Annotated in this window: 34 protein-coding genes; 2 read left to right on the forward strand and 32 right to left on the reverse strand. The window is 53.2% G+C overall.

Annotated features, from left to right (window positions below; translation table 11 throughout):
• Nucleotides 1–228: 228 nt before the first annotated feature.
• The 11 genes from pepT to WIH05_RS04950 form a co-directional block, all read right to left on the reverse strand.
• Nucleotides 229–1,467 (reverse strand): peptidase T, encoded by a 1,239-nt coding sequence (gene pepT, locus WIH05_RS04900; RefSeq protein ID WP_215655415.1) that lies wholly within the window; start codon nt 1,465–1,467, stop codon nt 229–231.
• A 75-nt stretch (nt 1,468–1,542) separates the two neighbouring features.
• Nucleotides 1,543–2,415 carry a protease modulator HflC gene (locus tag WIH05_RS04905; protein WP_022274541.1) on the reverse strand — a complete coding sequence of 291 codons (873 nt, stop codon included), beginning with the start codon at nt 2,413–2,415 and terminating at the stop codon, nt 1,543–1,545.
• 15 nt (nt 2,416–2,430) lie between these two features.
• Nucleotides 2,431–3,462 (reverse strand): FtsH protease activity modulator HflK, encoded by a 1,032-nt coding sequence (gene hflK, locus WIH05_RS04910; protein ID WP_262563063.1) that lies wholly within the window; start codon nt 3,460–3,462, stop codon nt 2,431–2,433.
• 169 nt (nt 3,463–3,631) lie between these two features.
• The gene (locus WIH05_RS04915) at nt 3,632–4,192 is read right to left on the reverse strand and encodes a Holliday junction resolvase RecU (RefSeq protein WP_022274543.1); all 561 of its coding nucleotides are present in this window, start codon (nt 4,190–4,192) and stop codon (nt 3,632–3,634) included.
• Between the two features lies 1 nt (nt 4,193).
• Nucleotides 4,194–5,201, reverse strand: a complete 1,008-nt coding sequence (locus WIH05_RS04920) for an RluA family pseudouridine synthase (protein ID WP_022274544.1) — start codon at nt 5,199–5,201, stop codon at nt 4,194–4,196.
• Nucleotides 5,202–5,214: 13 nt separating this feature from the next.
• Nucleotides 5,215–5,787, reverse strand: a complete 573-nt coding sequence (locus tag WIH05_RS04925) for a hypothetical protein (protein ID WP_022274545.1) — start codon at nt 5,785–5,787, stop codon at nt 5,215–5,217.
• A 15-nt stretch (nt 5,788–5,802) separates the two neighbouring features.
• Entirely contained in the window at nt 5,803–6,561 is a 759-nt protein-coding gene (locus WIH05_RS04930; protein WP_022274546.1) for an SDR family NAD(P)-dependent oxidoreductase, read from the reverse strand.
• Nucleotides 6,558–8,483, reverse strand: coding sequence for a YgiQ family radical SAM protein (locus tag WIH05_RS04935; RefSeq protein WP_337425060.1), 1,926 nt, complete (start codon nt 8,481–8,483; stop codon nt 6,558–6,560). The genes WIH05_RS04930 and WIH05_RS04935 overlap by 4 nt, the downstream gene beginning before the upstream one ends.
• 10 nt (nt 8,484–8,493) lie before the next feature.
• On the reverse strand, nt 8,494–9,150 hold the full coding sequence (locus WIH05_RS04940) for an HAD family phosphatase (RefSeq protein ID WP_022274548.1): 657 nt from the start codon (nt 9,148–9,150) through the stop codon (nt 8,494–8,496).
• Nucleotides 9,147–9,875: a pseudouridine synthase gene (locus WIH05_RS04945; RefSeq protein ID WP_022274549.1), complete on the reverse strand. Its 729-nt coding sequence runs from the start codon at nt 9,873–9,875 to the stop codon at nt 9,147–9,149. Before WIH05_RS04945 ends, WIH05_RS04940 begins: the two co-directional genes overlap by 4 nt.
• A 123-nt stretch (nt 9,876–9,998) precedes the next feature.
• Nucleotides 9,999–10,811, reverse strand: coding sequence for a M23 family metallopeptidase (locus WIH05_RS04950; protein ID WP_022274550.1), 813 nt, complete (start codon nt 10,809–10,811; stop codon nt 9,999–10,001).
• A gap of 52 nt (nt 10,812–10,863) precedes the next feature.
• Here WIH05_RS04950 and WIH05_RS04955 point away from each other — a divergent pair, with 52 nt between their 5' ends.
• Nucleotides 10,864–11,859: a nucleoside recognition protein gene (locus WIH05_RS04955; protein WP_337425061.1), complete on the forward strand. Its 996-nt coding sequence runs from the start codon at nt 10,864–10,866 to the stop codon at nt 11,857–11,859.
• A 13-nt stretch (nt 11,860–11,872) separates the two neighbouring features.
• On the opposite strand, the gene WIH05_RS04960 is transcribed toward WIH05_RS04955, so the two are convergent.
• The 20 genes from WIH05_RS04960 to WIH05_RS05055 all read right to left on the reverse strand — a co-directional run bounded on the left by WIH05_RS04960 (nt 11,873) and on the right by WIH05_RS05055 (nt 23,872).
• Nucleotides 11,873–12,451, reverse strand: coding sequence for a hypothetical protein (locus tag WIH05_RS04960; RefSeq protein WP_022274552.1), 579 nt, complete (start codon nt 12,449–12,451; stop codon nt 11,873–11,875).
• A gap of 9 nt (nt 12,452–12,460) precedes the next feature.
• Nucleotides 12,461–12,958 (reverse strand): pantetheine-phosphate adenylyltransferase, encoded by a 498-nt coding sequence (gene coaD / locus WIH05_RS04965; RefSeq protein WP_022274553.1) that lies wholly within the window; start codon nt 12,956–12,958, stop codon nt 12,461–12,463.
• Nucleotide 12,959: 1 nt separating this feature from the next.
• Nucleotides 12,960–13,520 (reverse strand): 16S rRNA (guanine(966)-N(2))-methyltransferase RsmD, encoded by a 561-nt coding sequence (rsmD, locus tag WIH05_RS04970; RefSeq protein WP_022274554.1) that lies wholly within the window; start codon nt 13,518–13,520, stop codon nt 12,960–12,962.
• A 272-nt stretch (nt 13,521–13,792) separates the two neighbouring features.
• Entirely contained in the window at nt 13,793–14,005 is a 213-nt protein-coding gene (locus WIH05_RS04975) for an alpha/beta-type small acid-soluble spore protein (protein WP_022274555.1), read from the reverse strand.
• A 140-nt stretch (nt 14,006–14,145) separates the two neighbouring features.
• Nucleotides 14,146–15,006: a peptidoglycan editing factor PgeF gene (gene pgeF / locus WIH05_RS04980; protein ID WP_022274556.1), complete on the reverse strand. Its 861-nt coding sequence runs from the start codon at nt 15,004–15,006 to the stop codon at nt 14,146–14,148.
• 15 nt (nt 15,007–15,021) lie between these two features.
• The gene (locus WIH05_RS04985) at nt 15,022–15,351 is read right to left on the reverse strand and encodes a YraN family protein (protein ID WP_158360297.1); all 330 of its coding nucleotides are present in this window, start codon (nt 15,349–15,351) and stop codon (nt 15,022–15,024) included.
• A gap of 36 nt (nt 15,352–15,387) precedes the next feature.
• Nucleotides 15,388–16,029 (reverse strand): ribonuclease HII, encoded by a 642-nt coding sequence (locus tag WIH05_RS04990; protein ID WP_022274558.1) that lies wholly within the window; start codon nt 16,027–16,029, stop codon nt 15,388–15,390.
• Nucleotides 16,030–16,041: 12 nt separating this feature from the next.
• Nucleotides 16,042–16,884, reverse strand: coding sequence for a ribosome biogenesis GTPase YlqF (gene ylqF / locus WIH05_RS04995; protein WP_022274559.1), 843 nt, complete (start codon nt 16,882–16,884; stop codon nt 16,042–16,044).
• Complete coding sequence (gene lepB / locus WIH05_RS05000) at nt 16,881–17,444, reverse strand: signal peptidase I (RefSeq protein ID WP_337425062.1); 564 nt, start codon at nt 17,442–17,444, stop codon at nt 16,881–16,883. The genes ylqF and lepB overlap by 4 nt, the downstream gene beginning before the upstream one ends.
• Before the next feature lie 72 nt (nt 17,445–17,516).
• Nucleotides 17,517–17,864 carry a 50S ribosomal protein L19 gene (gene rplS / locus WIH05_RS05005; RefSeq protein WP_022274561.1) on the reverse strand — a complete coding sequence of 116 codons (348 nt, stop codon included), beginning with the start codon at nt 17,862–17,864 and terminating at the stop codon, nt 17,517–17,519.
• Nucleotides 17,865–17,988: 124 nt separating this feature from the next.
• Nucleotides 17,989–18,750, reverse strand: a complete 762-nt coding sequence (gene trmD, locus WIH05_RS05010) for a tRNA (guanosine(37)-N1)-methyltransferase TrmD (protein ID WP_022274562.1) — start codon at nt 18,748–18,750, stop codon at nt 17,989–17,991.
• 12 nt (nt 18,751–18,762) lie between these two features.
• Nucleotides 18,763–19,275 (reverse strand): ribosome maturation factor RimM, encoded by a 513-nt coding sequence (gene rimM / locus WIH05_RS05015; RefSeq protein WP_022274563.1) that lies wholly within the window; start codon nt 19,273–19,275, stop codon nt 18,763–18,765.
• Between the two features lie 118 nt (nt 19,276–19,393).
• Nucleotides 19,394–19,621, reverse strand: coding sequence for a KH domain-containing protein (locus WIH05_RS05020; RefSeq protein ID WP_022274564.1), 228 nt, complete (start codon nt 19,619–19,621; stop codon nt 19,394–19,396).
• 14 nt (nt 19,622–19,635) lie between these two features.
• Nucleotides 19,636–19,881, reverse strand: coding sequence for a 30S ribosomal protein S16 (gene rpsP / locus WIH05_RS05025; RefSeq protein ID WP_022274565.1), 246 nt, complete (start codon nt 19,879–19,881; stop codon nt 19,636–19,638).
• Nucleotides 19,882–19,959: 78 nt separating this feature from the next.
• Nucleotides 19,960–21,324, reverse strand: coding sequence for a signal recognition particle protein (gene ffh / locus WIH05_RS05030; protein ID WP_022274566.1), 1,365 nt, complete (start codon nt 21,322–21,324; stop codon nt 19,960–19,962).
• A gap of 19 nt (nt 21,325–21,343) precedes the next feature.
• Nucleotides 21,344–21,685 carry a YlxM family DNA-binding protein gene (gene ylxM, locus WIH05_RS05035; protein WP_022274567.1) on the reverse strand — a complete coding sequence of 114 codons (342 nt, stop codon included), beginning with the start codon at nt 21,683–21,685 and terminating at the stop codon, nt 21,344–21,346.
• Between the two features lie 82 nt (nt 21,686–21,767).
• On the reverse strand, nt 21,768–22,265 hold the full coding sequence (locus WIH05_RS05040) for a hypothetical protein (RefSeq protein ID WP_022274568.1): 498 nt from the start codon (nt 22,263–22,265) through the stop codon (nt 21,768–21,770).
• A 190-nt stretch (nt 22,266–22,455) separates the two neighbouring features.
• The gene (locus tag WIH05_RS05045) at nt 22,456–23,076 is read right to left on the reverse strand and encodes a TetR/AcrR family transcriptional regulator (RefSeq protein ID WP_022274569.1); all 621 of its coding nucleotides are present in this window, start codon (nt 23,074–23,076) and stop codon (nt 22,456–22,458) included.
• Nucleotides 23,077–23,194: 118 nt separating this feature from the next.
• Nucleotides 23,195–23,668: a hypothetical protein gene (locus WIH05_RS05050; protein WP_022274570.1), complete on the reverse strand. Its 474-nt coding sequence runs from the start codon at nt 23,666–23,668 to the stop codon at nt 23,195–23,197.
• Between the two features lie 3 nt (nt 23,669–23,671).
• Nucleotides 23,672–23,872: a helix-turn-helix transcriptional regulator gene (locus tag WIH05_RS05055; protein WP_022274571.1), complete on the reverse strand. Its 201-nt coding sequence runs from the start codon at nt 23,870–23,872 to the stop codon at nt 23,672–23,674.
• 318 nt (nt 23,873–24,190) lie between these two features.
• Between WIH05_RS05055 and WIH05_RS05060 the strand changes: the two genes are divergently transcribed.
• Nucleotides 24,191–25,429 (forward strand): M20/M25/M40 family metallo-hydrolase, encoded by a 1,239-nt coding sequence (locus WIH05_RS05060; protein WP_022274572.1) that lies wholly within the window; start codon nt 24,191–24,193, stop codon nt 25,427–25,429.
• Between the two features lie 95 nt (nt 25,430–25,524).
• Here the strand turns inward: WIH05_RS05060 and WIH05_RS05065 are convergent, their stop codons facing one another.
• Nucleotides 25,525–26,661 (reverse strand): aminotransferase class V-fold PLP-dependent enzyme, encoded by a 1,137-nt coding sequence (locus WIH05_RS05065; protein ID WP_158356879.1) that lies wholly within the window; start codon nt 26,659–26,661, stop codon nt 25,525–25,527.
• Between the last annotated feature and the right edge of the window lie 2 nt (nt 26,662–26,663).

A 26,663-nucleotide genomic window follows, 5' to 3' on the forward strand; every position in this document is an offset into this window, starting at 1 on the left:
TTATACCGCGCCGGGCAGAGAAAATAGATCAGTAAAAATATGGGTAAAAATTGGAATATGAATTCCAGACTGCTGAAAACCATGGGAAACCTGTCCTTTTCTGTCATTTTTTGTTCTATCACATATATAGACGTGACAAAAAAGAAGAAAGTTTCATCCAGAATAAAAGATAAGAAAAAAAGCTCCCGGAGGATCTTCTCTCCGGAAGCTTTTGGTTTCAGCCTCGTATTAAGCTTTTTTTACATCCTTAAATTTCTCTGCGATCTTGATCAGCAGTTCCACGGTCTGCTCCATGGACTGGATGCATACAAATTCGTATTTGCCATGGGCGTTGTGGTCTCCAGTGCAGAGGTTGGGACACGGAAGGCCCATATAGGACAGCCTGGAGCCGTCGGTACCGCCGCGCACCGGGCGGACATTGGGCGTATCCACTCCCAGCTCCTTAAAGGCCTCGGCAGCGATATCCATTAAATACATATGGGGACGGATCTTTTCTGCCATATTGTAATACGTATCGGAGGTCTCCACCACAACGGTGCCTTCTCCATACTTCTTATTTAAGAAGTCAGCGATGGTATGGCCCATGGCCTTCCTGGATTCAAAGATCTCCTTATCATGGTCGCGGACGATGTATTTCAGTACAGTCTCCTCCACGTTTCCGGAGATTCCATTGAGATGGTAGAAGCCCTCATACATTTCTGTATACTGGGGCTTTTCTGCCTCCGGGAGCATGGACTGGAATTCCAGACCGATGAGGATGGCGTTTTTCATCTTGCCCTTGGCGCTGCCTGGGTGGATGTTCTGGCCGTGAATGGTGACGCTCATGGAAGCTGCGTTGAAGGTCTCGTATTCCATCTCGCCGAAGGCTCCGCCGTCCACTGTATAAGCCACATCGGCGCCCCAGCCGGGTACGTCGAAGAAATCCACGCCGTGTCCCACTTCTTCGTCGGGAGTAAAGGCGATCTTGATGGTCCCGTGGGGGATCTCCGGATGTGCCATGAAATATTCAGCCATAGTCATGATCTCGGCAATACCGGCCTTATCGTCTCCGCCCAGAAGGCTGGTGCCGTCGGTGGTGATCAGGTCCTTGCCCACATAGTTCTTTAATGCCGGGAATACCTCCGGGCTCATTTTAATGCCCAGATTTTTATTCAGGATAATGTCTCCGCCGTTATAGTTCTGGATCAGCTGGGGACGGGTGTTCTCATCGGAAAAATCCGGAGAGGTGTCCATATGGGCCAGGAAGCCCACCACCGGACAGTCGGTCTCCGCCGTAGCCGGAATGGTGCCATATACGTAGCAGTGTTCGCTCATGGACACATCCTTTACCCCCAGGGCTTTTAACTGCTCCACCAGAAGCTTTGCCAGGGCGAACTGCTTTTCTGTACTGGGCACAGAGGCGGCGTCCTCGGCAGACTGGGTATCAAATGCAATGTACTTTAAAAAATTATCAACGACTTTTGACATAACGTACACTCCTTTTCTCTGATTCCGGATCGCTCCGTTCCTTTAAAGTATAGCAGATTTTTCCAGAATTGTCCATCAGTTCCCCTGGAGGATCCGGGCCAGTTCAGAATTTTCATTTAAGATCACCGTCTTGTTGGAGCCCTTCAGGCTGGCCTTTAAGGCGTCCAGGCTGCGGATGTAATTGTAATAATCCGCCTTGCTCTCATCGTTGTAGGCATTGGAGAGGATCCGCATGTACTCAGCCTCGCCTTCGGCCCGGATCTTCTCCGCCTTGGCCTCTGCCTCGGAGATGATGATGGACACATCCTTATCGGTGGTGTTCTTAATGACGTTGGACTGGTACTGGCCGTCTGCCGTATAACCGGCGGCGATGTTCTGACGCTCTGAGATCATACGCTGGTAAACGGCCTCCTTATTGGAATCCGGCAGGTCTAACATCTTGGTCTCTACCTTTTTCACAGTGATCCCATAGCTGTCCAGGGAATTTCCGATCCGTTCCGTAATAAGCTCCGCTAACTTCCCGTCACGGCCGGAGATCACGTCCGCCTGGTCCGTGGAGGAGATAACATTTTTCACGGCATTGTAGACCACCACGGAAATGCGGCTTTCCGCATTGGCCTTACTGGCTCCCAGACGGGACAGATACTCCAGGGGATCCGTCACGCTCCATAAGGCAAAGGAATCGGTGAGCATCACCTTTTTATCCCTGGTGTTCACTTCACTGGGAACCAGGTCGTAAACCATCTCATAATTGGGGATGGACTGGGTGGTCTGGATAAAGGGGACCTTAAAGCTCAGGCCTGGCGTGTCGATGACCCGCACCACCTTTCCGAACTGGAGCACCAGCTTATACTCGTCGTTATAGGTGCTGACCATACTGGAGCCCAGTGTGATCAGGCCGGCGATGAGGATGATGAATAATGCGATCTTTCTTCCTGTTTTTTTCATATGCTTCTCCTCCTCTTACTGGCCGGCCGGCGCTGCGGCCTGCGGGGTCTGGTTTCCGGATGTCCCTTCCGTCACATTGGCAAAGGGCTCCAGAGGCAGCATGGTCTGGGTGCCGCTGCCATTGTCGATGATCACCTTCAGATCCGGCAGGAGCTCCTCCATGGTCTCGTAGAACATACGTTTTTTGGTGATCAGAGGATACTTTACATACTCAGCGTATGTATCCTCGAAACGTGCCACCTGTCCGTTGGCCTCGTTGATCCTCTGCTGCTTATAGGCCTCCGCCTCCTGTAAGAGCTTATCGGCCTCTGCATTGGCCTTGGGGATGTTTTCCGACTGGTATTTTTTCGCCGTATTAATGGCCGTCTCCATTCCCTGCTTGGCATCCTCCACGGCTTTAAATGCATTGGATACATCCTCCCTGGGCATTCCGGAGTCCTGGATGGACACGTTATAAATGCCGTATCCGATGTTTTCTTCCACCAGACGGTTGGTAAGCTGCTCCTTGACCCGCTCCTGGATCTGGGTCTTTCCTGTGGTGATCACGTCATCCACGTTATAAAGGCCCACAGTGTCACGGATATAGCTCTGGGCCAGGTTTTTAATGATGCTTTCATATACGTTTCTATGACGGACTGCCTGAATGGGGTCTGTGACCATGTACTCCACGTAGAAGTCCACATTGATCAGGTTAAAGTCATTGGTGATCATAAGGCTTTCCTTTTCAATGGAGACCGGATTTTCCATGGAAGCCCCCTCGGCCCGTTCCGGATCCGTGGTATAGCCGATCTGCATGCCGGTGATGGCCTTGGAGATCTTTGTCACCTGCTGGATCAGCGGCACCTTAAAGTGAAGGCCCGACGCCTCCTGGACCGACGGCTTTCCGAAGGTGGTGACCACAGCCATCTCTTCCTCTGAAAGAGTGTAGTAGCTGTCGAAGGCCAGAACGGCCGCCACCAGCACAGCCGCAGCGATCCCCACTCCTTTTCCGAGATTCCTGGGAACGCCCCCTCCTTTTTTTGCCTTTGCCTTTTTCTTTTTCGGCATATCCTCGGTCTGTTCATAGACCACGCTGTCCGCCTCGTTCTGCTTTTTTTTCTTCATTCCGTTCATGATCTCGTCCAGCTGCCCGCTTTTTTTCAGGGACGCAGCTACAAAGATCAGAATGACCACAAGAGAGATAATAAAATCCATAAACTGTAACTCCTCCTTTGTTTTATGGGGTCTTGCCCTGTTCCAGCGCTTCCTTCCGGTCCAGATCCAGCTGGAGCTCCTCCAGGTAATGGACCAGCATATCCCGGCAGCTGCGGATCTTCCAGGCCTTCGCTGCCGCTTCCTCATACGTAAAGCTTTTTCTTCCCCCGTCCTCCATCCGTTTCCAGAACCCGGCGATCACGTCAAATGGGACATAATAGATCTCGCCCTGGGATGTAAAGGAAAGGATGATAAAAGCCACTCCCCCCTGCTTTTCAAATTCCCGCATGAAAGCGATCTGGTGGGGGTGGATGTTCTGCAGAGGAAAGGTACGGACCGCACATTCCTTTGCGTCGAAGCACACCGGGATCCCCTGGACAGCGCCAATGTAATCCACAGTGCTCTTCATATCGAAATAGGCCAGTGTGATATGGCGGCTGGCCTTATCGATCTCGATGGGCGTGATGGGCGTGGGGATCTTCTGGATCAGCGCCAGTCCCTTTTCCCGGTAGCTCTCGTTGGTACGGTTGATGAGCTCCTCCAGGGTGGATCCCCTTAATCCTCTGGTCTTCCAGGTTCCCATATCACCGCGCTCCTCCCGGATTTCCGTTTAAGAGAAGCCCCTCGCCCTCTGCGGCCCGCAGAAACGTTTCCGGAAGCGGCGCTTCAAATGCCTTCCCGGAAAGGTGGGCAAACCGTCCCGTAAGGGCTGGGAACTCCAGCCGGTACGAGTGGAGAAGCTGGCCCTTCAGCCGGTATTTCCGCTCCAGCTCCAGGGGGCCTCCGCCTCCGTACTTCCCGTCTCCTAGGATCGGATGGCCCATGGATGATAAATGGGCCCGGATCTGGTGGGAGCGTCCCGTAAGCAGGGTCACCTTAAGGAGCGTGAGCCGTTCCGTAACGGCCAGAGGCTCATACTGGGTCACGATCCGCTTTGCCTCCCCTTCCGGGTCGGCCCTGGAAAGGATCTTCACCTGGTTGGTACGCGGATCCTTTAAAAGCCAGCCGTCAACGGTCCTGGCCTCCCGGACCGGTCCGTAAACGATGCACTTATAATATTTGTGGACCGTCCGGTCCCTGAACACCTCCGAAAGCATCTGTGAGCCCGCCAGGGATTTCCCCGCTGCCACGATGCCGCTGGTATTCCGGTCCAGTCGGTTGCACACAGAGGGCTTAAAGCTCCGCAGGGATCCTTCTGTGACACTACCCTTCTCCATCAGATAGTCAGTCAGATATTCCACCAGGGAAAGATCTGTGTCCCTGGCCTTCTGGGACAGCATGCCTGCGGGCTTGTTGATCAGAAGGATATCCTCGTCCTCATAGAGGATGGAAAGCTGTACCTTCTTTTCCTTCTGTATCTTCTGTACCTTTATTTCCGAAAATTTTTCGATGGTCTCATCTGCCAGAAACAGCTTTACCGTATCGCCCTCTGCCAGCATTTCGCCGCCCTCGCACTTTTTTCCGTTTAAGGTGATATTCTTCTTGCGCATCATCTTATAAAAAAAGCTTTTGGGGGCCAGCTTCATATACTTGGCCAGGAATTTATCCAGCCGCTGTCCGGCCTCGTTGGTTCCAATGGTGATCTCCTGCATGGTATCCTTTCTCTTACATGGAAAGGCTCTTTAAAAGCTTTTCCACATGAGGCGCGCTTCCGTCATCCTCATCCTCAGTGACATTTTTCAGGGTGGAAAGCCGGGTAAGGAAATTTTTCTTTTCCGTCATGATCCTGGCGTTTCCGTCTAACTTCCATCCGGTCAGCATCTCGTTTAAAAACTTCTCCGCCGCCTTGGTATCGATCCCCTTCTTTGGGCAGTAAAGGTACACGCCGGTGGGATGGATCACAGCCACGTCCACGGGCATGATAAAATCCCGGGAGGTGATGATCAGATCATACAGCATGGGGAACTTTTCCCCGTAAGGACGGCAGGCATCATAAAGCTCTCTGGGGGCGGTCCGGATCTTCCAGGAGGCCACCAGGGGCGACGCCAGGTTCGCCATGGGGAGCACCGTTAAAATGGCACTGATGGTCACCAGGTTTTTTAAAGACTTCCAGGTGATAAAATACCGGGAGACCAGGAGGGCCGCGATCACTAAGAGAAACAGAGAGACCAGAAGGATCTGCCTTTTTTTATGGGCATCCCGGTATCCATACATTCCTTTTTTTATCTTTTTATCCAACGTATCCATCTCCTCTTATTTCCATGTAAGAAATTTCATTAAAAGGCTGTGGGGGCAGATGCGGCACAGCACATAAAACGCCTTCATGGAAAGTCCCGGCACGGACACCGGTTTTCCCTTCAGGCAGTCGGAAAACGCCCGGTCCACCACATAGTTCGTCCTGGCCATGAACAGCCGCTTAAAGGGATCCATGGGCTTTCCGTTTAAGGCCTTCCCAAAAAACTCCGTATCCACAGGGCCGGGGCACACGGCGGTGACAAAGATCCTTCTCCGCCTCAGCTCCTCTCCCAGCGCCCGGCTGTAACTTAAGACATAGGCCTTGGTGGCCGCATAGACGGCGAATCCCGGCTGGGGCATAAAGGCCGCGGCCGAAGCAAACTGGAGGATCCGGCTGTTGTCCGGGATATAAGGAAGGACCAGCTCCGTCACAGCTGTCAGGCCCTCGCAGTTTAACTGCACCATGGAGGCGGCTTCTTCCTCTGGGAAGCTTCCCACAGGCCCTGTGATCCCAAAGCCCGCGGCATTTACCAGAAATCTCACCTCCGGCTTTTTTTCAGCCAGGGCTGCGGCCAGAATCTCCAGGTCCTCCTTTTTTGTCAGATCCAGGGGGAACTTCCGAAGCTTCACCGGGACCTTCCCGTCCAGTGCGTCCAGCCGCTCCTTTCTTCTTCCAACGACCCAGATCTCCTGGAAGCCTCCGTACCGGTCTGCCAGACGGAACACCATTTCCCTCCCCATTCCAGAGGAAGCCCCCGTGACAATGGCGATCTTCATCGCTCTCCCTTCTTTCCTTTTCCAGATTTATGGATATTGCGGATGGTCTTCTTTTTTCCGGAAGCCCGGCTGCCCCCGCCCTCCATCCGTTTTCCTCCGCCCTCTCCGGCGGTCCTTCGTTCTCCTCCCCGGGGCCGTATGAGGCACCTTCTGTCATAGCCGATCAGATCCTCTCTCCCGGCCTTTATGAGGGCCTCCCGGACCAGCTCGTAATTTTTCGGGTTCCGGTACTGGATCAGCGCCCTCTGCATGGCCTTTTCGTGGGGATTCACTGGAACGTACACCTCCTCCATGGTCCTGGGATCCAGGCCTGTGTAATACATACAGGTGGAGATGGTGGACGGCGTGGGGTAGAAATCCTGGACCTGCTCCGGCATATAACCCAGATCCCTGAGGTGCTCTGCCAGCTCCACCGCTTCCTTTAAGGTGGAGCCAGGATGGGAGGACATGAGATAGGGCACCAGATACTGCTTAAGCCCCAGTTTTTCATTCATGGCCGCATATTCTTTGGCAAACTGCCTGTATACAGCATTTTCCGGCTTTCCCATGCGCTTAAGGACCGGGTCCGCCACGTGCTCCGGAGCCACCTTCAGCTGGCCGCTGACGTGGTACATGCAGAGTTCTCTTAAGAAATCCTTCTTTTTATCCGCCAGGACGTAATCGAAGCGGATGCCGGAGCGGATGAACACCTTCTTTACCTTGGGAAGGGCCCTCAGCTTTCTAAGAAGCGCGATGTAGTCTCCATGGTCTGCCACCAGATTTTTACAGGGCTTCGGGAACAGGCACTGCTTTCCGGGGCAGGCTCCCTTTGTCATCTGCTTTTCGCAGGCCGGGAACCGGAAATTGGCCGTGGGGCCTCCCACATCGTGGATATAGCCCTTGAAATCCGGCTCCTCCGTCAAAAGCCTTGCCTCCTCCAGAATGGATTCATGGCTCCTGACCTGGACGATCCGCCCCTGGTGGAAGGTCAGGGCGCAGAAGCTGCAGCCGCCAAAGCAGCCCCGGTTACTGATGAGGCTGAACTTCACCTCACTGATGGCCGGAACGCCTCCCAGGGCCTCATAGGACGGATGGGGTGCCCGCATATAGGGAAGGGCGTACACGTCGTCCATTTCCAGAGTGGAAAGGGGCTTTGCCGGAGAATTCTGGACCACATAGAGATGGTCCGTATACGGCTCGCAGAGACGTTTTCCAGAAAACGCATCGGTGTTCTGGTACTGGGTAAAAAAGCTCTCCGCATAGGTGCGCTTATTTTCCTTCACCTGGTCGTAGGACGGCAGCCAGACTGCATCATAAACGGCCTCCCGCCGGTCGGTCTTATAGACGGTGCCGTCGATAAAGGTAATATCCTTAATATCGATCCCCGAAGCCAAGGAGTCTGCGATCTCCACAATGGACCGTTCCCCCATACCGTAGGAAATAAGATCCGCCTGGGAATCCACCAGGATGGAATGCTTCACCTTTCCGGACCAGTAATCGTAATGGGCCAGGCGGCGCAGGCTGGCCTCGATCCCGCCGATGATAATGGGAGCCTTCTTATAGACGGACCGGATCAGATTGCAGTAGACCACCGTGGCGTAATCGGGCCGTTTTCCCATGACGCCGCCGGGCGTATAGGAATCCTTTTCCCTTCTTCTTTTGGACACAGAATAGTGGTTCACCATGGAATCCATGTTTCCGGCCGTCACCAGGAAGCCCAGCCTTGGCTCTCCCAGGACCGTTATGCTGTCCTTATTTTTCCAGTCCGGCTGGGAAATGATCCCCACCCGGTAGCCATGGGCTTCCAGGAGCCGGCTTATGATGGCGTGGCCGAAGGACGGGTGATCCACATAGGCGTCGCCGCATACATAAACGAAATCACACTGGTCCCAGCCCCGTTTTTCCATATCCTCCCTGGACATCGGAAGAAAATCGTGCATCATTGTTTCTCCTTTATAATAATTCCGAATAATCACAAATGTATCCGTCGGCCAGGGCCTTCTTTTCCCCGGAAAGCTCCCGGGAAAAATCATCCTCCACGGCTAACACCGTCATCCCGGCCCGTTTGCCCGCCAGGATCCCCGCCGGAACATCCTCAAAGACAAGACAGTCCTCCGGAGCCACTTGGAGGCGTCTCGCCACCTCCAGATAAATATCCGGCTCCGGCTTTCCCTTTTCCACCTCGCAGGCGGTGGCCACCTCCTGGAAATACTCTCCGATCTGCAGAGCCTCGATGACTGCGTCGACAATAGGCCGTCCATTGCTGGTGGCGATGCCTGTGGCGATCCCCTGGTCCTTACAGTAACGGAGGAACTCCAGGGCGCCGGGCTTTAAGGGGACCTGGGTCCGGTATTTGTCCATGGCCATCTGGCTCCAGCACTCCTTGATCTCCTCCAGGGTCATGGGAAGGGAAAACCTCTCCTTAAAATAAGCGGCCGTCTCTGAAAAGCTCATGCCCTCCACAGCCCGCTCCAGATCCCCGGGGCAGTCATAGCCAAAGCGTCCCAGGAACTCCACGTCGATCTGGGGCCACATCCACATGGAATCCACCAGGGTCCCGTCCAGGTCAAAAAGGACGGCTTTTTTATTTTTCAGAAAATCTTTTATCATAGCTGTTCCAACCACTCCCGTTCTGTATCCGTAAGGGGACGGTATTCCCCCGGCTTCAGAGTCTCATCCAGGACCAGCGGCCCCATGGACAGGCGCTTTAAAAAAAGCACCGGGCAGCCGACGGCCTCCATCATCCGCTTTACCTGATGGAATTTCCCCTCCCGGATCCGCAGGCGGATCTCGGACTCGTCCTGTATGCGGTCGTAGGACAGGACCGTCAGCTCTGCCGGAAGGCATAAAAGCCCGTCGGGAAGATGGATCCCCCTGGCAAACTCCTCCGCGGCCCCTTCTCTCACCGTTCCGCGGCAGCGGGCATAATATACCTTGTCCACATGCTTTTTGGGCGACAGGAGCCGGTGGGCCAGGTCTCCGTCATTGGTGATGAGGAGAAGACCCTCTGTATCCAGGTCTAGCCGTCCCACCGGAAACAGGTCCTTCCTTTTTTTATCCGCGATCAGATCCAGGACCGTGGGATATTTTTTATCCTCTGTGGCGGAGACCACGCCCTGGGGCTTGTTGAGCATATAATACTCCATAACAGCGTAGGCGACCTCCTCGCCGTCTAAGGTCACCGTATCCCCAGGGATCCTTACCTTTATATCCGCTTTTTTTATGACTTCTCCATTGACCCGGACCCGGCCCTTTCTTACGGCCTCCTTAAGGGCGCTCCGGGTGCCCTTTCCCATGTCGGCCAGGAATTTATCCAGACGCAGCTCCTTATCCATGCGTTTCCCCCTGTTCCATGCTCATATCCAGGATATCCGAGGACGGATATTTTCCGTCCCCAATGCCTTATTCCATACTATATCAAAATCCAGGGAAAAGTACAACCGTTTCCTCCTGCCAGGTCAGTAGGAAGCCCGGGTACGATACTTCTCCAAATATCTTAAGATCCAGTAGGGATTCACAGAAAGCTCGTCATGATGCTCCGTCCGGATGTAGATCCCCAGGTGGAGGTGGACTGGAAACTGGCCGGTGGTCCCAGGCTCTCCGTAGCCGGAATCCCCCATATAGCCCAGAAGCTCTCCGGCATGGACTGTGTCCCCCGGCCTCCACTCCCGGCCGTCCAGGGTCTTTCCATAGGAGTCCAGGTGGGCGTAGTACAGATATGCGCCAGCCGGAGCCCGGATCCCGATGCGCCAGCCGCCCTTTTTCAGCCATCCGGCCTGCTCCACCACTCCGTCCGTCATGGACACCACCGGATAGAGCCCCGCCTCCGGAGCCCCAGCCATGAGATCGCACCCCTCATGGGTCCTGGGTCCGTCAAAGGACCGTTCCTCCATCCAGCCGTTTTCATAAACCACGTCCATGACATCCCCTCCGGCGCTTTCCGGGACGGGAAAGCAGGAAAGGTCTGCAAACACCATGCGGTACGCGTCGGAAAGCCGCTCAAATTCCTTCTGACGCCGGACCGGGAAAAAAAGAGGCTCCCCGGAGAGCTTCTTTCCCGTCAGATCAAAATTTTCCGTGAGCATAGCCATGGCAAGCTCCTCATAATCCAGGAAAGGCCGTTCCGCCGCGTCCCTTCCCAGGCGCATGGCCCGGAAGTCCCCGCTTTCCCAGGCATAGGGGACCATGGTATCCAGAGCCTTTACATGCTCCAGCTGAAAGATCAGCATGGAATCATACAGAATGAGCAGCGCCAGGACCAGAAGTTTCATATGGGGAAGCCCCTTTTCATAAGATGTATCAACAAAAGGTATTCGGGTGCTTATGAAAAAATCCGTCGGTCTTGCCATTCTCATGGTGTTTCTTCTGCTTTATCCCCGCTTTGCGGCCGAGGGGGCCAGGTACGGCCTTCTTTTATGGTATACGTCTGTGGTCCCGTCCCTGTTTCCCTTTATGGTGCTCTCCAGCCTCATCGTATCCTCCGGCGGCGTCTCTCTGCTGATGAAGCCCGTCCGGGCTTTCTTAGGTCCCTGGCTTCCCCTTTCAGAAAACGGCTGCTACACCCTCATTTCCGGTCTCCTCTGCGGCTGCCCCATGGGGGCAAAGACCTGCGGGGATTTTGTCCGGGAGGGGAAGCTTTCCGTCCAGGAGGGCCGCTTCCTCATGGCCATATGCAATCATCCAAGCCCCATGTTCCTGCTGGGCTTTGTCTGCCCGCTTTTTGAGGCCGGAATGCATCCCTCCCGCCTTCTTCTTTCCATTTATCTGCCGCTCCTTCCTCTGGCTGCCCTGGCAAAGAGGATCTATTTTCCTGGCTTACCGGCTCCCGCGTCCAACGGCTCCCGGCCGCAGATCCAGAAAGCTCCGGCCCTGGATACGGCGATCCTGGCGGCAGCAGAGATCCTCTGCCGCATCGGCGGCTACCTGATGCTGTTTTCCATCGTGATCGTATTTTTACGCCGCGCACTGTGGCTCCCCGCCTCTCTCCGGATCTTCCTTATGGGCGCCATGGAGATGACCACCGGAGTCCGGGAAGTGTCCGCCTCCCTTCCCTTCCCGGACTCCGGAACCGCCGCCGCTGCCATCCTGGCTTTCGGCGGTATATGCGGCATCTTCCAGACCCGGGCCGTGACTGCCTCCGGATGGCCAGAGGAAAAAAAGAGCCGTACAGACGATGGCGGCAGCAGCCCAAAGGATCGAGGGGGCCGTACAGAAGATAAAAAAATTGCCGGATTATCCATCCGGCAATATATTCTCTGGAAGCTTCTTCACAGCGCCCTGGCCGCCGTCATCTTCCGGCTCCTGGGCGTACTGGGCTGATCCTTCCGGAAGTCTAGGCCTCCGGTGCAGACGGCTCCTCTTCTTTTTCTGTGATGATCCCGCCGGACAGCTCCTTCCGGTTGGAGGAAACGATGTCGTAGCTGGACCTCATGGAGCTCATAAAAGCGTCAAACCGGCCCTGGGCTCCTTCCATGGAATGATTGATGATATTCTGAAGGCTCTTTAACATATCGTCCGTATACTGGATGGAGCCCTGACGGATATTGTTGGCGTCGTTGACGGCGCTGTCGATGATGGCCTGGGCCTGGGCCTGGGCCTGCTCGATCACCTCATTGGCATGGGCGTACGCCTTCTGCATGATCTCATGCTCGTTGACCAGCTCATTGGTCTGGGCTGTGGCTTCCGCCAGAAGGGCATCTGCCCGGGTGTGGGCATCGGAAAGGATCGCCTCCTGGTTGCTGATGATCTTCTGGTACTGCTTGATCTCATCGGGGATCCTGAGACGCAGCTCCACCAGGAGCTCGTCCAGCTCCTCCTTATTTACGATGATCTTGGTGGTGGACAGCGGCTGGAACTTGCAGCTGTCAATATATTCTTCAATTTCTCCGATTAACTGTTCGATTCTGCTCATATTGCTTCCTTATTCCTTTCCCCTGATCTTATTCTGAAATTTCTTATGTACCTCTTCTGCCACCCCGGCTGTCACAAAATTGGAAATATCACCGCCGTAAGCCGCCACCTCCTTGACAGAGCTGGAGCTCAGATACGCATATTTTAAATTGGTGGTCAGAAATACGGTATCGATATCCGGAGCGATCACCCGGTTCAGCTGGGCGATCTGCAGCTCGTATTCAAAATCCGTGATCGCACGAAGCCCCCGGACCAGGGCGTTGGCCCCGCATTCCCTGGCAAACTCCACCGTAAGGCCGCCGAAGGCCTTCACCTCCACGTTGGGAATGTCCTTTGTCGCTTCTTCTAACATCTTAACACGTTCTTCCACGGAAAACAATGGAGTTTTCGCACTGTTATGCAAAACTGCGATCACCAGGTGGTCGAACAGCTGGGACGCCCGGCGGATCACATCCAGATGTCCCAGAGTCACCGGGTCAAAGCTTCCCGGATAAATGGCTTTTTTCATCTCAATTTTCCCTCTTTTTAAAAAATACATGTTTGTTTGTCTTATATACCTTGGTACGGCTGATCTCATAGCCCAGGGACTCTGCCCAGGAAAAATCTGTATCCAGGGAAGCCTCCGCAATAAGGACCGTGTCCCCGTCAGCCAGAGGCGAATCCTGTAAGGCCTCCAGTACCTGGCGTTCCAGATCACAGCCATAGGGCGGATCCATAAATATAAAATCAAAGGCACCATGGTCCCGGCCAAGACGGGAAAGTCCCTCCAGCACGCCGCAATTTAACACCTTTGCTCCGGATTCCAGCTTTGTGGTCTTCAGATTGTCCCGGATACAGGATACCTGGCGGATCCCATTGTCGATGAATACAGCCTCCGATGCCCCGCGGCTTAAAGCCTCGATGCCGATGGCCCCGCTTCCGGCAAACAGATCCAGAAAGGAACGGCCGTAAAGGTCGTTCTGGATCATATTAAATAAGGTTTCCTTTATACGGTCTGTGGTGGGCCGGGTGTCCATTCCCTCCACAGTCTTCAAAAGCAGCCGTCTGGCGCTGCCTGCGATCACTCTCATATGCCACCTCTCGATGCGGTCGTTTCTTTTCCGGACCAGAGACCGGAACGCTCATGCTGCCGCATCCCCTTCTGTTTCCAGTATCTTCACAATTATAATCGCAATGAAGGCGATATACAAGCAGTTTTTCCGCAGAATCTGTGAAACCTGCAAAATCCCGCTTTAAAGGAGGTGGAAGATGGACACTGACAGCAGAGGAACCATAAGGAAAAAGGCCTTTCCCTGGAATCGATCCAGACGGAAAGGCCTTTTTAGTCAGATTCAAGCAGCTTTTATTTGCCTGTCATCCTCTTCTCCTGTTCCTCGATCATCTTACGCACCATGTGGCCGCCTACGCTGCCGTTCTGGTAAGAGGTCAGGTTTCCATTGTAGCCATTGGTCAGCGGCACTCCTAACTCAGAGGCCACCTCCATCTTAAACTTGTCCATGGCCTCCTTGGCCTCCGGTACTACCATACGATTGGAAGAATTGTTTGTACTGGACATATAAAACCCTCCTTTTGAGTGTATTTGCCGGCCTTGTTTTTTCCGGCGTTTTCTTGGTACACTCCTATTATGGTCTCTGGAGAAAATAATACACTAGAAGGTTTTTCGTTAAATGTCATTTTTTGCAAAGCCCGGGCCTGCTATCTGCCTTCTTCCTTTAAGCAGAGGAAGGCACAGAGATTTCCCCGCCGGTCTGCCGATGTCCGGTGGGAAAACAAAAGCTCTGGATTGCAGTGGGTACAGATATCCGTCACAGAGATCCCTGTCTCCGGCACGCCCGCTTCCCGGAGAACGATCCGGTTGGCCTCCCAGAGATCCAGCTGGTATTTTCCATTCTCTTTTTTGTAGAAAAGCGCCGGGTGGTGCTCTTCCCGGAAGGCCGCCGCAAATTCAGCGATCACTTCCTCTCCCACTTCATAGCAGTCCTGGCAGATGCTGGGGCCGATACAGGCCGTCACATCAGCCGGATCCGTGCCGTACTCCTTTTCCATGGCCGACAGGACCGCCTGGCCCATGCGGTTTACGGTCCCTCTCCAGCCCGAATGGGCCAGACCGATGGCCCTTCTTTTCCGGTCCAGAAAATACAGCGGCACGCAGTCGGCAAAAAATGTCACCAGCGTCACGCCGGTCCGGTCTGTGATCAGTCCGTCCACATCCCGGTAATCCCGTTCCTTTACGATCCCCTTTCCCTCGTCCTCCGGGGTCACGGTCCGCACGTTGATGGTGTGGGTCTGCCACGTCAGGACCATGCGTGTCTCATCCACGCCCAGGGCCTTTGCCATACGCCTGTAATTTTCCCGTACCGCCTCCGGATCGTCTCCCCGGGTAAAAGAAAAATTCATGGTGGAATAGCACCCTTTGCTCACACCGCCCATACGGGTGGAGAAGGCGTGGGCCACAAGCCCTGTTTCTTCCAGGGCCGGGAAGGAAAGCCACGTGACTCCATCCCTTGTGACTTCCTTTATAAGACCGCCGTCTCCCTTTCTTTTCCAGTCATACATGTATATCTCTCCCGTCTAAAACGCATTTTTTAAATGTGTGATCTGCTCTCCGTCGATCCCCACCGCGTCAAACCGGCAGGCCGCAGACTCCGGAAATCCGTGCTCATAAAGATAGACAGCCGCCACCCGGCGCACCTGTCCGGCCTTCCGGCTGTCGATGGCCTCCAGCGCATATCCGGCCCTTTTCGTTTTCCTGTATTTGACCTCCACAAAGACCAGATATCCGCCGTCCCTGGCAATGATGTCGATCTCGCCGGTGCGGCACCGGTAATTCAGTTCCAGGACATCCATCCCTTTCTGTTCCAGATACCGGGCCGCCAGCTGCTCATACCGGCTTCCTTCCATCCGCTTATTCTGTCCCACAAAGGCTCCTTTCCGAAGCTACACGAAATTTTTAATAAAGGTCCTCCGGTGGATGGGCGACGGACCCAGTTCCCTTAAGGCTGCAATATGGGCCGCAGTTCCGTAGCCCTTATGCTTTGCAAATCCATACCCGGGATACAGCTTGTCATACTCCGCCATCAGATGGTCCCTGGTGACCTTGGCCAGGATGCTGGCCGCGGCTATGGATACGCTTTTGGCGTCTCCCTTGACAATGGGGATCTGCGGGATCTCCATTCCCGGAATGGTGACCGCATCGTTTAAAAGCAGGTCCGGCATCTGGGAAAGGCCGCCGATGGCCGCCCGCATGGCCTCATAGGTGGCCTGGAGGATGTTGATCTCATCGATCCTGGCCGGGGAGACCACCGCCACATTCCACGCCAGGGCCTTTTCCTTTATCTCCAGGAACAGCTCCTCCCGCCGCTTTTCCGACAGCTTCTTTGAATCGTTGAGATACAGGATGGTGCAGTCCCTGGGAAGGATCACCGCCCCGGCGGCCACCGGTCCCGCCAGCGGCCCTCTTCCTGCCTCGTCGATCCCGCAGATCAGGGCGCAGTCCTTATTCTCCTTTTCGTATGCCTTCATGGCCTCCAGCCGTAAAAGCTCCTTCTCCAGCCGTTCTCCTGTCAGTGTTCTTGCCATATACGCCTTCCTTTACTCCGGAAATTCCAGTGTGATCCGCCCCAGCTTTCCGCTGCGGAAGTCCTCCAGCAAAAGCCTTGCTGCCCTGGGGACATCATAGCCGCCGCCCTTTAAGAGGCAGGACCTGGCAATGGCGATCTGCTCCAGAAGCTCGTGGGGAGACCGGTCCTCCGGGATCCCGTACCGCTCCGCCAGAAGCCCCGGATATGCCTTCAGTAAAAATGCGCAGAGCTCTGCTGCCAGCTCGTCCTTATTAAGGATCTCGTCGTTGATGGATCCCAAAAACGCCAGCTTAAGGCCCACGGACTGGTCCTCAAATTTTGGCCACAGGATCCCTGGCGTATCCAGAAGCTCCACCTGCTTATTCAGACGGATCCACTGATTTCCCTTGGTAACGCCCGGCTTATTTCCTGTTTTAGCCGCTGCCTTTCCGGCAAAACTGTTGATAAACGTGGATTTTCCCACGTTGGGGATCCCTGCCACCATGGCCCGCACCGGCCGGTTTAAGATCCCGCGCCTCCGGTCCCGCTCGATCTTTTCCTTACATGCCTCCTGGATCACACTATGGATCTGCTTTAAGGAAGCCTTCTGGCGGGCGTCAATCTTCATCACCTGGAAACCCTTGGCTTCAAAATACCGGGTCCAGGCAGCATTTCCGGCCTCACTGGCCAGATCCGCCTTATTGAGCAGCACCATCCGCGCCTTCCCCCGGCCCAGATCGTCGATGTCCGGATTCCGGCTGGATAAAGGCGCTCTGGCATCCACCAGCTCGATGATCAGATCGATCAGCTTAATATCCTCCTGCATGGCCCTTTTGGCCTTTGTCATATGGCCCGGATACCACTGTATGTTCATCCTTCTTCTCCTTTCAGACTGACCGGCCCGAACTGGGAAAACGGCTGGATCCTGAACCATACCTTCCCGATCAGCTGGTCCCTTTTTACGTTCCCGATGCTGGGAAAACGGCTGTCCTCACTGGATTCCCTGTTGTCTCCCAGGAGAAAATATTCATCCTCGGAAAGCTCCATGGGATATTCCGCCAGCCCGGCGATGGAGGCCGCGTCCAGCGCCTCCTCCGCTTCCAGAGGCTCTCCGTTGATATAGACCCGGTTTTCCCTGATCTGTACCGTTTCACCCGGAAGGCCAATGATCCGCTTCATATTAAAAGCCTGATCTCCCTGGGAAAACACAGCGATATCAAACCGCCTGGGACTTCCCAGGGCATACGCCAGCCGGTTTACTAAAACCACGTCGCCGGAGTCCAGTGCCGGCTTCATGGAGCCGCCGTTTACCTCGATCCGGCCTCCAAAGCCATAGACCAGATAGCAGGCGAAGGCGATGACCACCGCGATGTCCACGATCCAGTTGACCACCGAATGGAGCCGGTTCTCATCCTTTTCCTGGTAAAATTCCACAAAAGCACCTCCGGAATATTGAAAAAAGAGGGGGACAATTTTCATTGTTCCCCTCATTCTGCCAGTTACAAATTATTTTACTAACTCTTTAACCTTAGCAGCCTTACCTACTCTTGTTCTTAAGTAGTTCAGTTTTGCACGGCGTACTTTACCTCTTCTTACAACTTCGATATTCTCAACAGACGGAGAATGAAGCGGCCAGGTCTTTTCAACGCCGATGCCGTTGGAATTCTTTCTGACAGTGAAGGTCTCTCTTACTCCGCCGTTCTGTCTCTTGATAACAGTTCCCTCGAACACCTGGATTCTCTCGCGGTTGCCCTCGCGGATCTTAGCAGATACTCTTACAGTGTCACCTACGTTGAAGCTCGGTACAGTTTCCTTTAACTGGGCGGCTTCGATATTCTTGATAATTTCGTTCATATTCATGAACCTCCTTAAAGTATTCGATGTTCTTACCCGCGGTATGAGTATCAGTACGCGGCAGCGGACCATCTCTTATTTCACGGTTTATGATTATAGCATATGTCTGTCCAAATTGCAAGGACTAAATCGTATCTTCTTCCTGGTTTTCCGCCTTTTTTCTCAAAAGCTCCTCCAGGAAGAGCTTTTCCTTTTTGGAGAGCACCGCTTCCTCCAAAAGCTCCGGCCTCCGTTCCAGGGTCCGGATAATGGACTGCTCCCGCCTCCATTTTTCAATATTGGCATGATGGCCAGAAAGAAGGATCTCCGGCACCTTTCTTCCCATAAATTCCTCGGGACGGCTGTACTGGGGATATTCCAGGAGATTATCGTGGAAGGATTCAAACTCCGCCGAAACGTCGTTATTTAAAACGCCGGGCACCAGCCTGGAAATACAGTCGATCATCATCATGGCCGGCAGCTCGCCGCCGGTGAGCACATAATCCCCCGCAGAAAGATAATCGGTGGCGATCATTTCCAGGACCCGCTCATCCACGCCCTCATAATGGCCGCAGAGAAAAACAAGCTCTTCTTCCTTTGCCAGCTCCTCGGCGATCTTCTGGGTAAAGGTCCGTCCCTGGGGCGTCATGTAAACCACCCGGGGCCTGTGGCCGATGCGGTCGCAGAGTGCCGTATAGGCGCGGTAAATGGGCTCCGCCTGCATGACCATTCCAGCTCCTCCGCCGTAAGGGTAGTCGTCCACCTTTCCGTGGCGCTCCAGGGTGTAATCGCGGATATTGATGGCCTCAAAGGACAGAAGCCCGTTGGAGGCGGCCCGTCCCAGGATGCTGGTATTTAACCCGTTCATGACCATTTCCGGAAATAATGTCATTACATGAAAATTCATGGTCTTCCTCCATTACAGATCCAGGAGGCCGTCCAGCACATGGACCAGCATCTCCTGCTTTTCCAGATCCACGTTTAAGATGCAGTCTTTAATGGCCGGCAGGAGAAGCTCCTTTCCGTTCTCCATTTTTACGCAGTACACGTCGTTGGCCCCGGTCTGGAGCACATCCGTAAGAGTACCCAGGACCACCCCTTCATCTGTTACGGCTGTAAGGCCAATGAGGTCAGCAATGAAGTTTTCGTCCGGCGCAAGCTCCACTGCCTGGTCCCTGGTGATCAGAAGATCCCTTTGACGCCACATCTCCACGTCATTCTTATTGTCAAACCCCTTGAATTTTAAAATGACCATGTTTTTAAAAAATTTCACATGCTCGATCTCCAGGGGTATTTTTTCTTTTCCTGTGTCCATGAGGACGTGTTTTAATGTCTTGAAACGGCTGTTATCGTCCGTGGTAGGGAATACCTTCACTTCTCCCCGGACACCGTGAGCCGATGTGATCACACCGACACGAAGCAGATTTTCCATTGTTCCATCCTTTCAAAAGCGGAACCGGCGCACAGCGACCCATGTCCCTGGCGCGCAGTCCGCAGCCGTACAAAAAAGACTGTGATCAAATTTCTCTGACCGCAGTCTTTTATGAACGTTACTGAATCTCAACCATAACCTTCTTTTCCAGTCTGGAAGACGCGGCCTTGACAACGGAGCGGATGGCCTTTGCGATCCTTCCCTGCTTGCCGATGACCTTTCCCATGTCAGAAGGAGCAACCTTGAGCTCGATGACTAATTCGTCGTCGTTCTCAGATTCTGTAACCACAACCTCGTCTGGATTATCAACCAGTGCTTTGGCGATAACTTCAACCAGTTCCTTCATGAAAACACCTCACATTACTGGGTGATGCCGGCTGCCTTTAAGAGCTTGCCAACGGTCTCAGTCGGCTGTGCGCCTGTTGCTAACCACTTCTTAGCTGCTTCCTCATTGAATTTGATGGTGCTGGGCTCAGTGTTGGGATCGTAGATACCAACCTCTTCGATGAATCTTCCATCTCTCGGGGAGCGGGAATCTGCAACTACGACTCTATAAAAAGGAGCCTTCTTCTGACCCATTCTTCTTAATCTCATCTTTACTGCCATTGTACTTTTACCTCCATGATTATTTAAAAAAGTTTTTATAAGCCATGCATAAAATGCATCTGCTGTCGTTTCTGCGGGCTAAAACGGCATCTTGAATTTGCCCATCATGCCCGAAAGTCCTCCCAGCCCGCCTTTGCGCCTGCCGCCCATCATACCGGGAAGCTGCTTCATCAGCTTTTTGGACTGTTCAAACTGCTTGACGATCCGGTTGACCTCGGCCACCTCCACGCCTGCTCCCCTGGCGATCCTCTGCTTCCTGGAAGGATTTAAGATCGACGGGTTGGCGCGCTCCTCCTTTGTCATAGAAAGGATAATAGCCTCCACACGGTCCATGGATTTCTCGTCTATATCAACATTTCCCTTCAGCTGGGACATTCCGGGCATCATATTCAGGATGCTGCCCATACCGCCCATCTTTTTGATCTGGTTCATCTGATCCAGGAAATCGTTGAAATCAAATTCGGCTTTGCGGAGCTTCTGGCTCATTTCCTTTGCCTTCTCTTCGCTCACCTCAAACTCGGCTTTTTCGATCAGGGAAAGGATATCGCCCATTCCCAGGATCCTGGAAGCCATCCGGTCGGGATAAAACTGTTCCAGGTCGGAAAGCTTTTCTCCCATACCCACATACAGGATGGGGCGGCCTGTGACAGAGCGGATCGAAAGCGCCGCGCCGCCTCTGGTATCGCCGTCCAGCTTTGTGAGGATCACGCCGTCCACACCGATCTTATCATTGAAGCTTCCGGCCACATTGACTGCGTCCTGGCCCGTCATGGCATCGACCACAAGAATGGTCTGATCCACATGGACCGCTTCCTTGATCTGGACAAGCTCCTCCATCATGGCCTCATCGATCTGAAGCCGTCCGGCCGTATCCAGGAATACCAGGTTACAGCCTTCCTTTTTTGCGTGCTCCACTGCCGCTTTTGCGATATTCACCGGAGAATTGTTCTCTCCCATGGAGAATACGGGAACACCCACCTTTTCACCGTTGACCTGCAGCTGCTTAATGGCTGCCGGGCGGTAGATATCGCAGGCCGCCAGCAGGGGATTCCTTCCTTTGGCCTTGAATTTTCCCGCCAGCTTTGCGGTGGTGGTCGTCTTACCGGCGCCCTGGAGACCGATCATCATGATCACAGTGATCTCATTCTGGGGCTTTAAGGCGATCTCAGTGGTCTCGGAGCCCATAAGTTTCACAAGCTCCTCGTTTACGATCTTTATCACCATCTGTCCCGGAGTCAGGCTTGTAAGAACATCCTGTCCCACTGCCCGTTCCTGTACAGAACTGATGAACTGTTTTACGACTTTAAAACTTACATCCGCCTCCAGAAGCGCCATTTTCACTTCCTTCAGTGCGGTCTTTACATCGGCTTCGGTTAAACGCCCTTTGCCTCTTAAGTTTTTAAAGACATTCTGCAATTTATCGGCTAAGCTTTCAAATGCCATTTAACCTCTCCCTTTATGGTCACAGCTGTCCGATCTCCTCAGAGATCGCTTCGATCCTGTCGATCAGGCTCATATCGCCGTTTTTCTTATACGTACCGGCCAGCGTTTTGATCTCTTCTACCATCCGCTTCGTCTGGTTGAACTTTTCCACCATTCTGAGCTTTTCCTCATAACCGGCCAGGATCCGGTCGCACCGTTTGATGAGATCGTGAACTCCCTGGCGGCTGATCCCCTGTTCCTCGGCGATCTCGCTCAAAGACATATCGTTAAAGACCACGTCCTCGTATATGTGCCGCTGGTGGTCCGTCAGGAGCTCTCCATAGAAATCATACAGCAGGCCCTGTTCCACAATTTTTTCCATATCAGGTCACCTCGCATATGATACTATAAAACACGGGAGCTGTCAAGGGTTTTTTCTTGACACACAAAAAAATTATAACCGCTTATTTTTTCCCATCCTTCCCCGCAAACCGGCTCATAAAGAACTCTGTGAAGGCAGCCAGCTCCTCCGCCTGCTCCACATACACATACAGCTTCTCATCCTCCAGCCAGTCGTAAGCGTTGATGCCGATATACCCTTTCTTATCCGGATAAATGATGAATGCATCCGTCGGATATTTATTCCGGTAGGCCTTAAGGATCTCTGACCGGCGGTAAAAGACCGGAGTGCCGCAGCCGGAAAGATCCGGTACTGTGGGAACTACTGCGATGGTCTGGCTGTCCTCGTTCCAGCCGACGATCAGATTCCCGATCTTTGTCCGGCTTCCATGGACGAATCCGTAATTGAACCGGCTTACATCCTCCGTATACCCAAAGATCAGCCGGTAAGTATCTCCGTTTTCTACTTCCTGGTTAAAGAGAAGGCGCATCTTTTCTGCATTCCTCCTGCTCTTTTCCATGTCGATCTCCGGTCCCTTAAACAGCTTGCTGAAAAATCCCATACTATTTTCCTCCTGAATTCAGATGTTTTATATGAAGCTGCCGGATCTGTCCGCAGCGCCATAAACAAGATTCCCTCTCACGCTTAAATAAGAATACGATTTATATTTTGTTTTTATTTTATTTAAGAGAAGACCCGTCTGGATATCACGCCGGAACACCGTATCCAAACGGGTCGTCAGACTTCTCTCCTTATATTAAAGAACTGTTTTTCATAGCCTCCAGGGCGTCTGTAATGGCTTCGATCTGAAACGTGATCGTCTCATCCATCGCTTCGGGGACAAAAAACGGAAGCGTATGGGGGACTGCCCTTCGTATGACCATGGCCGTCAGGCTCAGATTCGTAAACAGGCTGATCCGTTCTGTACTGGAGACAATCCCAAAGCATTCCAGGATCTGTCCAAAAAGACGGCGCTGTTTCTCGCGGAAGATCTGGCAGTTCTCCCCGGAGAGCCGCTTAAAAATCTGCTGCTGCTCCTCGATCGTCAATACGGCGATCCCCTTTTTTTCTCCATAACAGCAGTCATGGAGGAATTGCCTGACCCCATCCCGCCAGCTCAGGCCAGGATCGTTCATCAGCTTCCGCGCGTATTCAAGGACCCTCGGCTGCTGCAGGTACAGGGCCTCGACGATCAGATCCTCCTTGGCCGGAAAGAAGGAATAAAAGAATGTGCGTGAAATGCCGACTTTTTTATAGATCTGTTCCACAGTCGTATGCTGGATCCCCTGTCTGGACATCAGTTCAAGCCCAGTCTTCACCAGCTCGCTCCTGATCCGCTGCCTGTCCTCTTCCGAATATGCGACCTTCGGCATTCCACCCCACCTCCCGGAAATAATAAAAACTCTTTCATAGATTTATTCTTATCTTATCATATGAACCGTTCCGCCACAAGCACAAAATTTCCATTGACCCTAAAAAACCGGAAGAACATTACATCACCCTTCCCAGCGCCAGCCGGAAGACCAGAAGCAATGCTGCCTGGGCGGCAAGGACAGCGGCCAGTACATACATGACCGTCCGGTCAAAAAAGCCGCTGGCCAGAAATCCCAGATACAGGAGGAGGAACATGGCATATCCGGAATACGCCCAGCTCCTGAGTCCCAGGAGCCGGTTTCTCTCATCACACTCCTCCACCCTTCTCTTCTTTAACGCTGCCTCATCCTTCAGATATCTCCGGTTCTTCCAGACGGATGCAGCCCCTCCGGCCATAAAGCCGATCCCGATCCAGGTATAAAATTCCTGGATAAAGCTGTCTCCAGCCACAGTCCCAGAATTTCCATAAAACCATGCGGCCGCCACTGAAAGAAGACCCAGCACCGCCGCAGTCTTTCCCACCAGGATCCGCAGCCTGCACCTTTTTTCAAAATCCACCGGTTCTTCCATAAATAATGCTTTCAGCTTCATGTGCTATTCCTCCTCGTCAAATAAAAAAATGTCTTCAATGGTACAGGAAAAATATCTGGCCAGCTTGTGGGCCAGCACCAGGGAGGCATTATATTTTCCATTTTCCAGGGAAATGATGGTCTGCCTGGTGACTCCCACCGCTTCCGCCAGGTCCTCCTGGCGGATCTTCCTCTCCTTCCGCAGCTCCTGGATCCGGTTTCTCATGTGCACCTCATCCCTTCGTGATAAATATGTAATGTTTGCTTTACATTTGTACTATAAATCAGAAATTCAAAAATGTCAAGTTAGTTTTACATGTATTTTTTTGCACGATAGTTTACATAATAATATTATGTAAACTACAATCATGAAACATCTGTCATCGCATCAGCCGCAGGCCATTCTGACCCTCCCAGGATCTGCGGCGCCCCAGGCTTGCCTTTTTTCCCAAATCGGGTATAATGGAAGAAAACAGATGTGGGGCAAAAGGATTTTTGACCTTCTGACCCTGGTATCGAAAATACAGATAAAAGGAGCCAGAGTATGGAATATAATATGATCTGCGGAAAACGCCAGCTGGAATTTATGAAACAGTTTGATTATATCCGGGAAGCCGGAACCGATGGTGAAGAAAAGGCCGCCCTGGAGATCCAGAGGGAGCTTAAGAGCTTTGGCGTGGACAGCCGCCTGGAAGAATTTGAGATCGATACATGGAGGATCCTTAAAGCTGAATTCACTGTAACGAAACCCTTTGAAAAAACATATACAGTGGCTGGATACGGCCGCTGCGGCAGCACTCCGGCGGATGGGATCGAGGCCCCGTTCCTGTACGCGGAAAACGGCGATGATATTAATCTTTCCCAGGCAAAAGGAAAGATCGTCCTGGTAAACACCCCTGTCAATAAAGATATGTATAAGAAGCTGGTCCATGCAGGAGCTGCCGCCTTCCTCTCCATCACCGGAACTCCCATCGACGAAGGCCCGGACCGTCTCCTCTATACACGGGGAGTACCCAAAATGGAAGAGACTCCCATCCAGGGGCTGGTGATCCATCACCGGGATGCCATGGAGCTGGTAGAGGCCGGAGCCTGCCGCGCCCGGCTGACCTTACTGCAGGAGCCAGAAAAAGCCGTTTCCCACAACGTGATCGCGCGGATCCAGGGAACGGAGGTCCCGGATGAGATCCTGACCTTGACTGCGCACTACGACTCTGTTCCCCAGGGCCCCGGAGCCTACGACAACATGGCCGCCTGCGCCATCATCCTGGAGCTGTGCCGGTACTTTAAGGCCCATACACCCCGCCGTACCCTGGAGTTCATCTGGTTCGGAGCCGAGGAAAAGGGACTTTTAGGCAGCCGGAACTATACGGAGGTCCATAAAGAGGAGCTGAAGCAACACTGTTTCAATATGAATGTGGATCTGGCCGGACAGCTGGTGGGAGGAACCGTCATTGGCGTCACCGGCGATCCCTCCATCTGCTCCATGATTGAATATATGGCCCATGAAACAGGCATCGGAATGGTCACAAGAAATGCCATCTGGGGCAGCGACTCCAACACCTTTGCCTGGAACGGCGTACCGGCCATGACTTTAAACCGCGACGGCTTCGGGATGCATACCCGCCACGATATCGTGGACTATATCTCCCCCTGGTCCCTGGAGCGGAGCGCAAGGCTTCTGGGACATATCGCAGAAAGCCTTGGAAATATTCCGGTCATTCCATTTAAACGTGAAATCCCCGAAACCTTTATGAAGGAGCTGGACCGTTATTTCGGCAGATAATACATCCTGCGGCCAGCCCCGGAGATAAACCGATAAAAAAGCCTTCCGTCTTTCCCGTTATGGAAAAAGCCGGAAGGCTTTTTAAACATTAAATTTTATTCCGCCAGCTCCTTTAAGGCCTTCACTGCCGCGTCGATCTCCTCTTCCGTATTAAACCAGGAAAAAGAAAAACGTACCATGCCCTGGTCCACGGTTCCCATGGACTGATGCATTAAGGGCGCACAGTGAGCGCCGGGACGGGTGGAGATCCCGTATTCAAAGGAAAGCTCGTCGCTGACTTCAGAGGAATCATACGTTCCCAGGTTCAAGGCCACCACCGCAGCCCTCTGATCTGTGGAAAAATCCCCATAAAGCTTAAGACCCGGAATATCCTTTATCCCATCCAGGAAGCGGCGCATGAGACCGATCTCCTTTTTATGGATCGTATCTGTACCTGTTTCCTTAAGGAAGCCCAGGGCCGCATGGAGTCCGGCCACTCCGTGGCCATTTAAGGTTCCAGCCTCTAAGGCTGTGGGCATCTCGTGGGGATGCTCCTTCAGATAGGTGTGGATCCCGCTCCCGCCGGATTTCAGCGGCCGTACCGTAATTCCCGGCCGCACGCAGATCCCACCGGTCCCCTGGGGGCCGTACAGCCCCTTGTGGCCTGTAAAGCACACCACGTCGATGTTCATGGCCTGCATATCGATGGGGAGAACTCCTGCTGTCTGGGAGGCGTCCACCACAAAAAGCAGTCCATGGTCCTTACAGAACCTTCCCAGATACATAAGGTCATTGGCATTTCCGGTCAGATTGGACGCGTGGGTACATACCAGGGCCTTTGTATTTTCTTTCAGAAAGCTCTCCAGAAGGTCTGTTCTCAGCCGTCCCTTTTCGTCACAGGGAACGAAGGACACCTGGCATCCCTTTTCCTCCAGACGGTATAAAGGCCTCAACACCGAATTGTGCTCCATGACTGTGGAGATGATATGGTCGCCCGGATCAAAAAGACCCAGGATCGCCGTATTCAATGCCTCCGTGGAGTTTAATGTAAAGGCCACCTGTCTGGGATCCCCCAGGTTAAAAAGCTCCGAGAGCATTTCTCTCGTTTCGTAGATCAGCCTGGAGGCATCCAGGGACGCTTCATGGGCTCCCCGGCCGGAATTTCCCATATGCCTCATGGCGTTTACCACCGCGTCGATCACACAATCCGGCTTCTGCATGGTAGTCGCCGCATTATCCATATAAATTCCCATAG

Origin of the sequence: Alitiscatomonas sp., from assembly GCF_037242085.1 — a bacterium.
Classification (GTDB): domain Bacteria; phylum Bacillota; class Clostridia; order Lachnospirales; family Lachnospiraceae; genus Alitiscatomonas; species Alitiscatomonas aceti.

What these genes read in the sequence shown, in the direction of transcription:
- WIH05_RS04935 (WP_337425060.1), bottom strand. Translation starts at nt 8,483, where the DNA reads ATGATGCACGATTTTCTTCCGATGTCCAGGGAGGATATGGAAAAACGG.
- ylqF (WP_022274559.1), bottom strand. Translation starts at nt 16,884, where the DNA reads ATGAACATACAGTGGTATCCGGGCCATATGACAAAGGCCAAAAGGGCC.
- rsmD (WP_022274554.1), bottom strand. Translation starts at nt 13,520, where the DNA reads ATGAGAGTGATCGCAGGCAGCGCCAGACGGCTGCTTTTGAAGACTGTG.
- WIH05_RS05045 (WP_022274569.1), bottom strand. Translation starts at nt 23,076, where the DNA reads ATGCCGAAGGTCGCATATTCGGAAGAGGACAGGCAGCGGATCAGGAGC.
- WIH05_RS04985 (WP_158360297.1), bottom strand. Translation starts at nt 15,351, where the DNA reads ATGGAAGGAAGCCGGTATGAGCAGCTGGCGGCCCGGTATCTGGAACAG.
- WIH05_RS04930 (WP_022274546.1), bottom strand. Translation starts at nt 6,561, where the DNA reads ATGAAGATCGCCATTGTCACGGGGGCTTCCTCTGGAATGGGGAGGGAA.
- pepT (WP_215655415.1), bottom strand. Translation starts at nt 1,467, where the DNA reads ATGTCAAAAGTCGTTGATAATTTTTTAAAGTACATTGCATTTGATACC.
- WIH05_RS05040 (WP_022274568.1), bottom strand. Translation starts at nt 22,265, where the DNA reads ATGGGATTTTTCAGCAAGCTGTTTAAGGGACCGGAGATCGACATGGAA.
- WIH05_RS05065 (WP_158356879.1), bottom strand. Translation starts at nt 26,661, where the DNA reads ATGGGAATTTATATGGATAATGCGGCGACTACCATGCAGAAGCCGGAT.
- WIH05_RS04940 (WP_022274548.1), bottom strand. Translation starts at nt 9,150, where the DNA reads ATGATAAAAGATTTTCTGAAAAATAAAAAAGCCGTCCTTTTTGACCTG.
- WIH05_RS05050 (WP_022274570.1), bottom strand. Translation starts at nt 23,668, where the DNA reads ATGAAGCTGAAAGCATTATTTATGGAAGAACCGGTGGATTTTGAAAAA.
- WIH05_RS04920 (WP_022274544.1), bottom strand. Translation starts at nt 5,201, where the DNA reads ATGCAGGAGATCACCATTGGAACCAACGAGGCCGGACAGCGGCTGGAT.
- WIH05_RS05055 (WP_022274571.1), bottom strand. Translation starts at nt 23,872, where the DNA reads ATGAGAAACCGGATCCAGGAGCTGCGGAAGGAGAGGAAGATCCGCCAG.
- hflK (WP_262563063.1), bottom strand. Translation starts at nt 3,462, where the DNA reads ATGCCGAAAAAGAAAAAGGCAAAGGCAAAAAAAGGAGGGGGCGTTCCC.
- trmD (WP_022274562.1), bottom strand. Translation starts at nt 18,750, where the DNA reads ATGAATTTTCATGTAATGACATTATTTCCGGAAATGGTCATGAACGGG.
- WIH05_RS04955 (WP_337425061.1), top strand. Translation starts at nt 10,864, where the DNA reads ATGAAAAAATCCGTCGGTCTTGCCATTCTCATGGTGTTTCTTCTGCTT.
- WIH05_RS04945 (WP_022274549.1), bottom strand. Translation starts at nt 9,875, where the DNA reads ATGGATAAGGAGCTGCGTCTGGATAAATTCCTGGCCGACATGGGAAAG.
- WIH05_RS04905 (WP_022274541.1), bottom strand. Translation starts at nt 2,415, where the DNA reads ATGAAAAAAACAGGAAGAAAGATCGCATTATTCATCATCCTCATCGCC.
- WIH05_RS05060 (WP_022274572.1), top strand. Translation starts at nt 24,191, where the DNA reads ATGGAATATAATATGATCTGCGGAAAACGCCAGCTGGAATTTATGAAA.
- WIH05_RS05020 (WP_022274564.1), bottom strand. Translation starts at nt 19,621, where the DNA reads ATGAAGGAACTGGTTGAAGTTATCGCCAAAGCACTGGTTGATAATCCA.
- WIH05_RS04915 (WP_022274543.1), bottom strand. Translation starts at nt 4,192, where the DNA reads ATGGGAACCTGGAAGACCAGAGGATTAAGGGGATCCACCCTGGAGGAG.
- pgeF (WP_022274556.1), bottom strand. Translation starts at nt 15,006, where the DNA reads ATGTATGACTGGAAAAGAAAGGGAGACGGCGGTCTTATAAAGGAAGTC.
- ffh (WP_022274566.1), bottom strand. Translation starts at nt 21,324, where the DNA reads ATGGCATTTGAAAGCTTAGCCGATAAATTGCAGAATGTCTTTAAAAAC.
- coaD (WP_022274553.1), bottom strand. Translation starts at nt 12,958, where the DNA reads ATGAAAAAAGCCATTTATCCGGGAAGCTTTGACCCGGTGACTCTGGGA.
- WIH05_RS04950 (WP_022274550.1), bottom strand. Translation starts at nt 10,811, where the DNA reads ATGAAACTTCTGGTCCTGGCGCTGCTCATTCTGTATGATTCCATGCTG.
- ylxM (WP_022274567.1), bottom strand. Translation starts at nt 21,685, where the DNA reads ATGGAAAAAATTGTGGAACAGGGCCTGCTGTATGATTTCTATGGAGAG.
- rplS (WP_022274561.1), bottom strand. Translation starts at nt 17,864, where the DNA reads ATGAACGAAATTATCAAGAATATCGAAGCCGCCCAGTTAAAGGAAACT.
- WIH05_RS04975 (WP_022274555.1), bottom strand. Translation starts at nt 14,005, where the DNA reads ATGTCCAGTACAAACAATTCTTCCAATCGTATGGTAGTACCGGAGGCC.
- rpsP (WP_022274565.1), bottom strand. Translation starts at nt 19,881, where the DNA reads ATGGCAGTAAAGATGAGATTAAGAAGAATGGGTCAGAAGAAGGCTCCT.
- WIH05_RS04990 (WP_022274558.1), bottom strand. Translation starts at nt 16,029, where the DNA reads ATGGCAAGAACACTGACAGGAGAACGGCTGGAGAAGGAGCTTTTACGG.
- rimM (WP_022274563.1), bottom strand. Translation starts at nt 19,275, where the DNA reads ATGGAAAATCTGCTTCGTGTCGGTGTGATCACATCGGCTCACGGTGTC.
- WIH05_RS04960 (WP_022274552.1), bottom strand. Translation starts at nt 12,451, where the DNA reads ATGAGCAGAATCGAACAGTTAATCGGAGAAATTGAAGAATATATTGAC.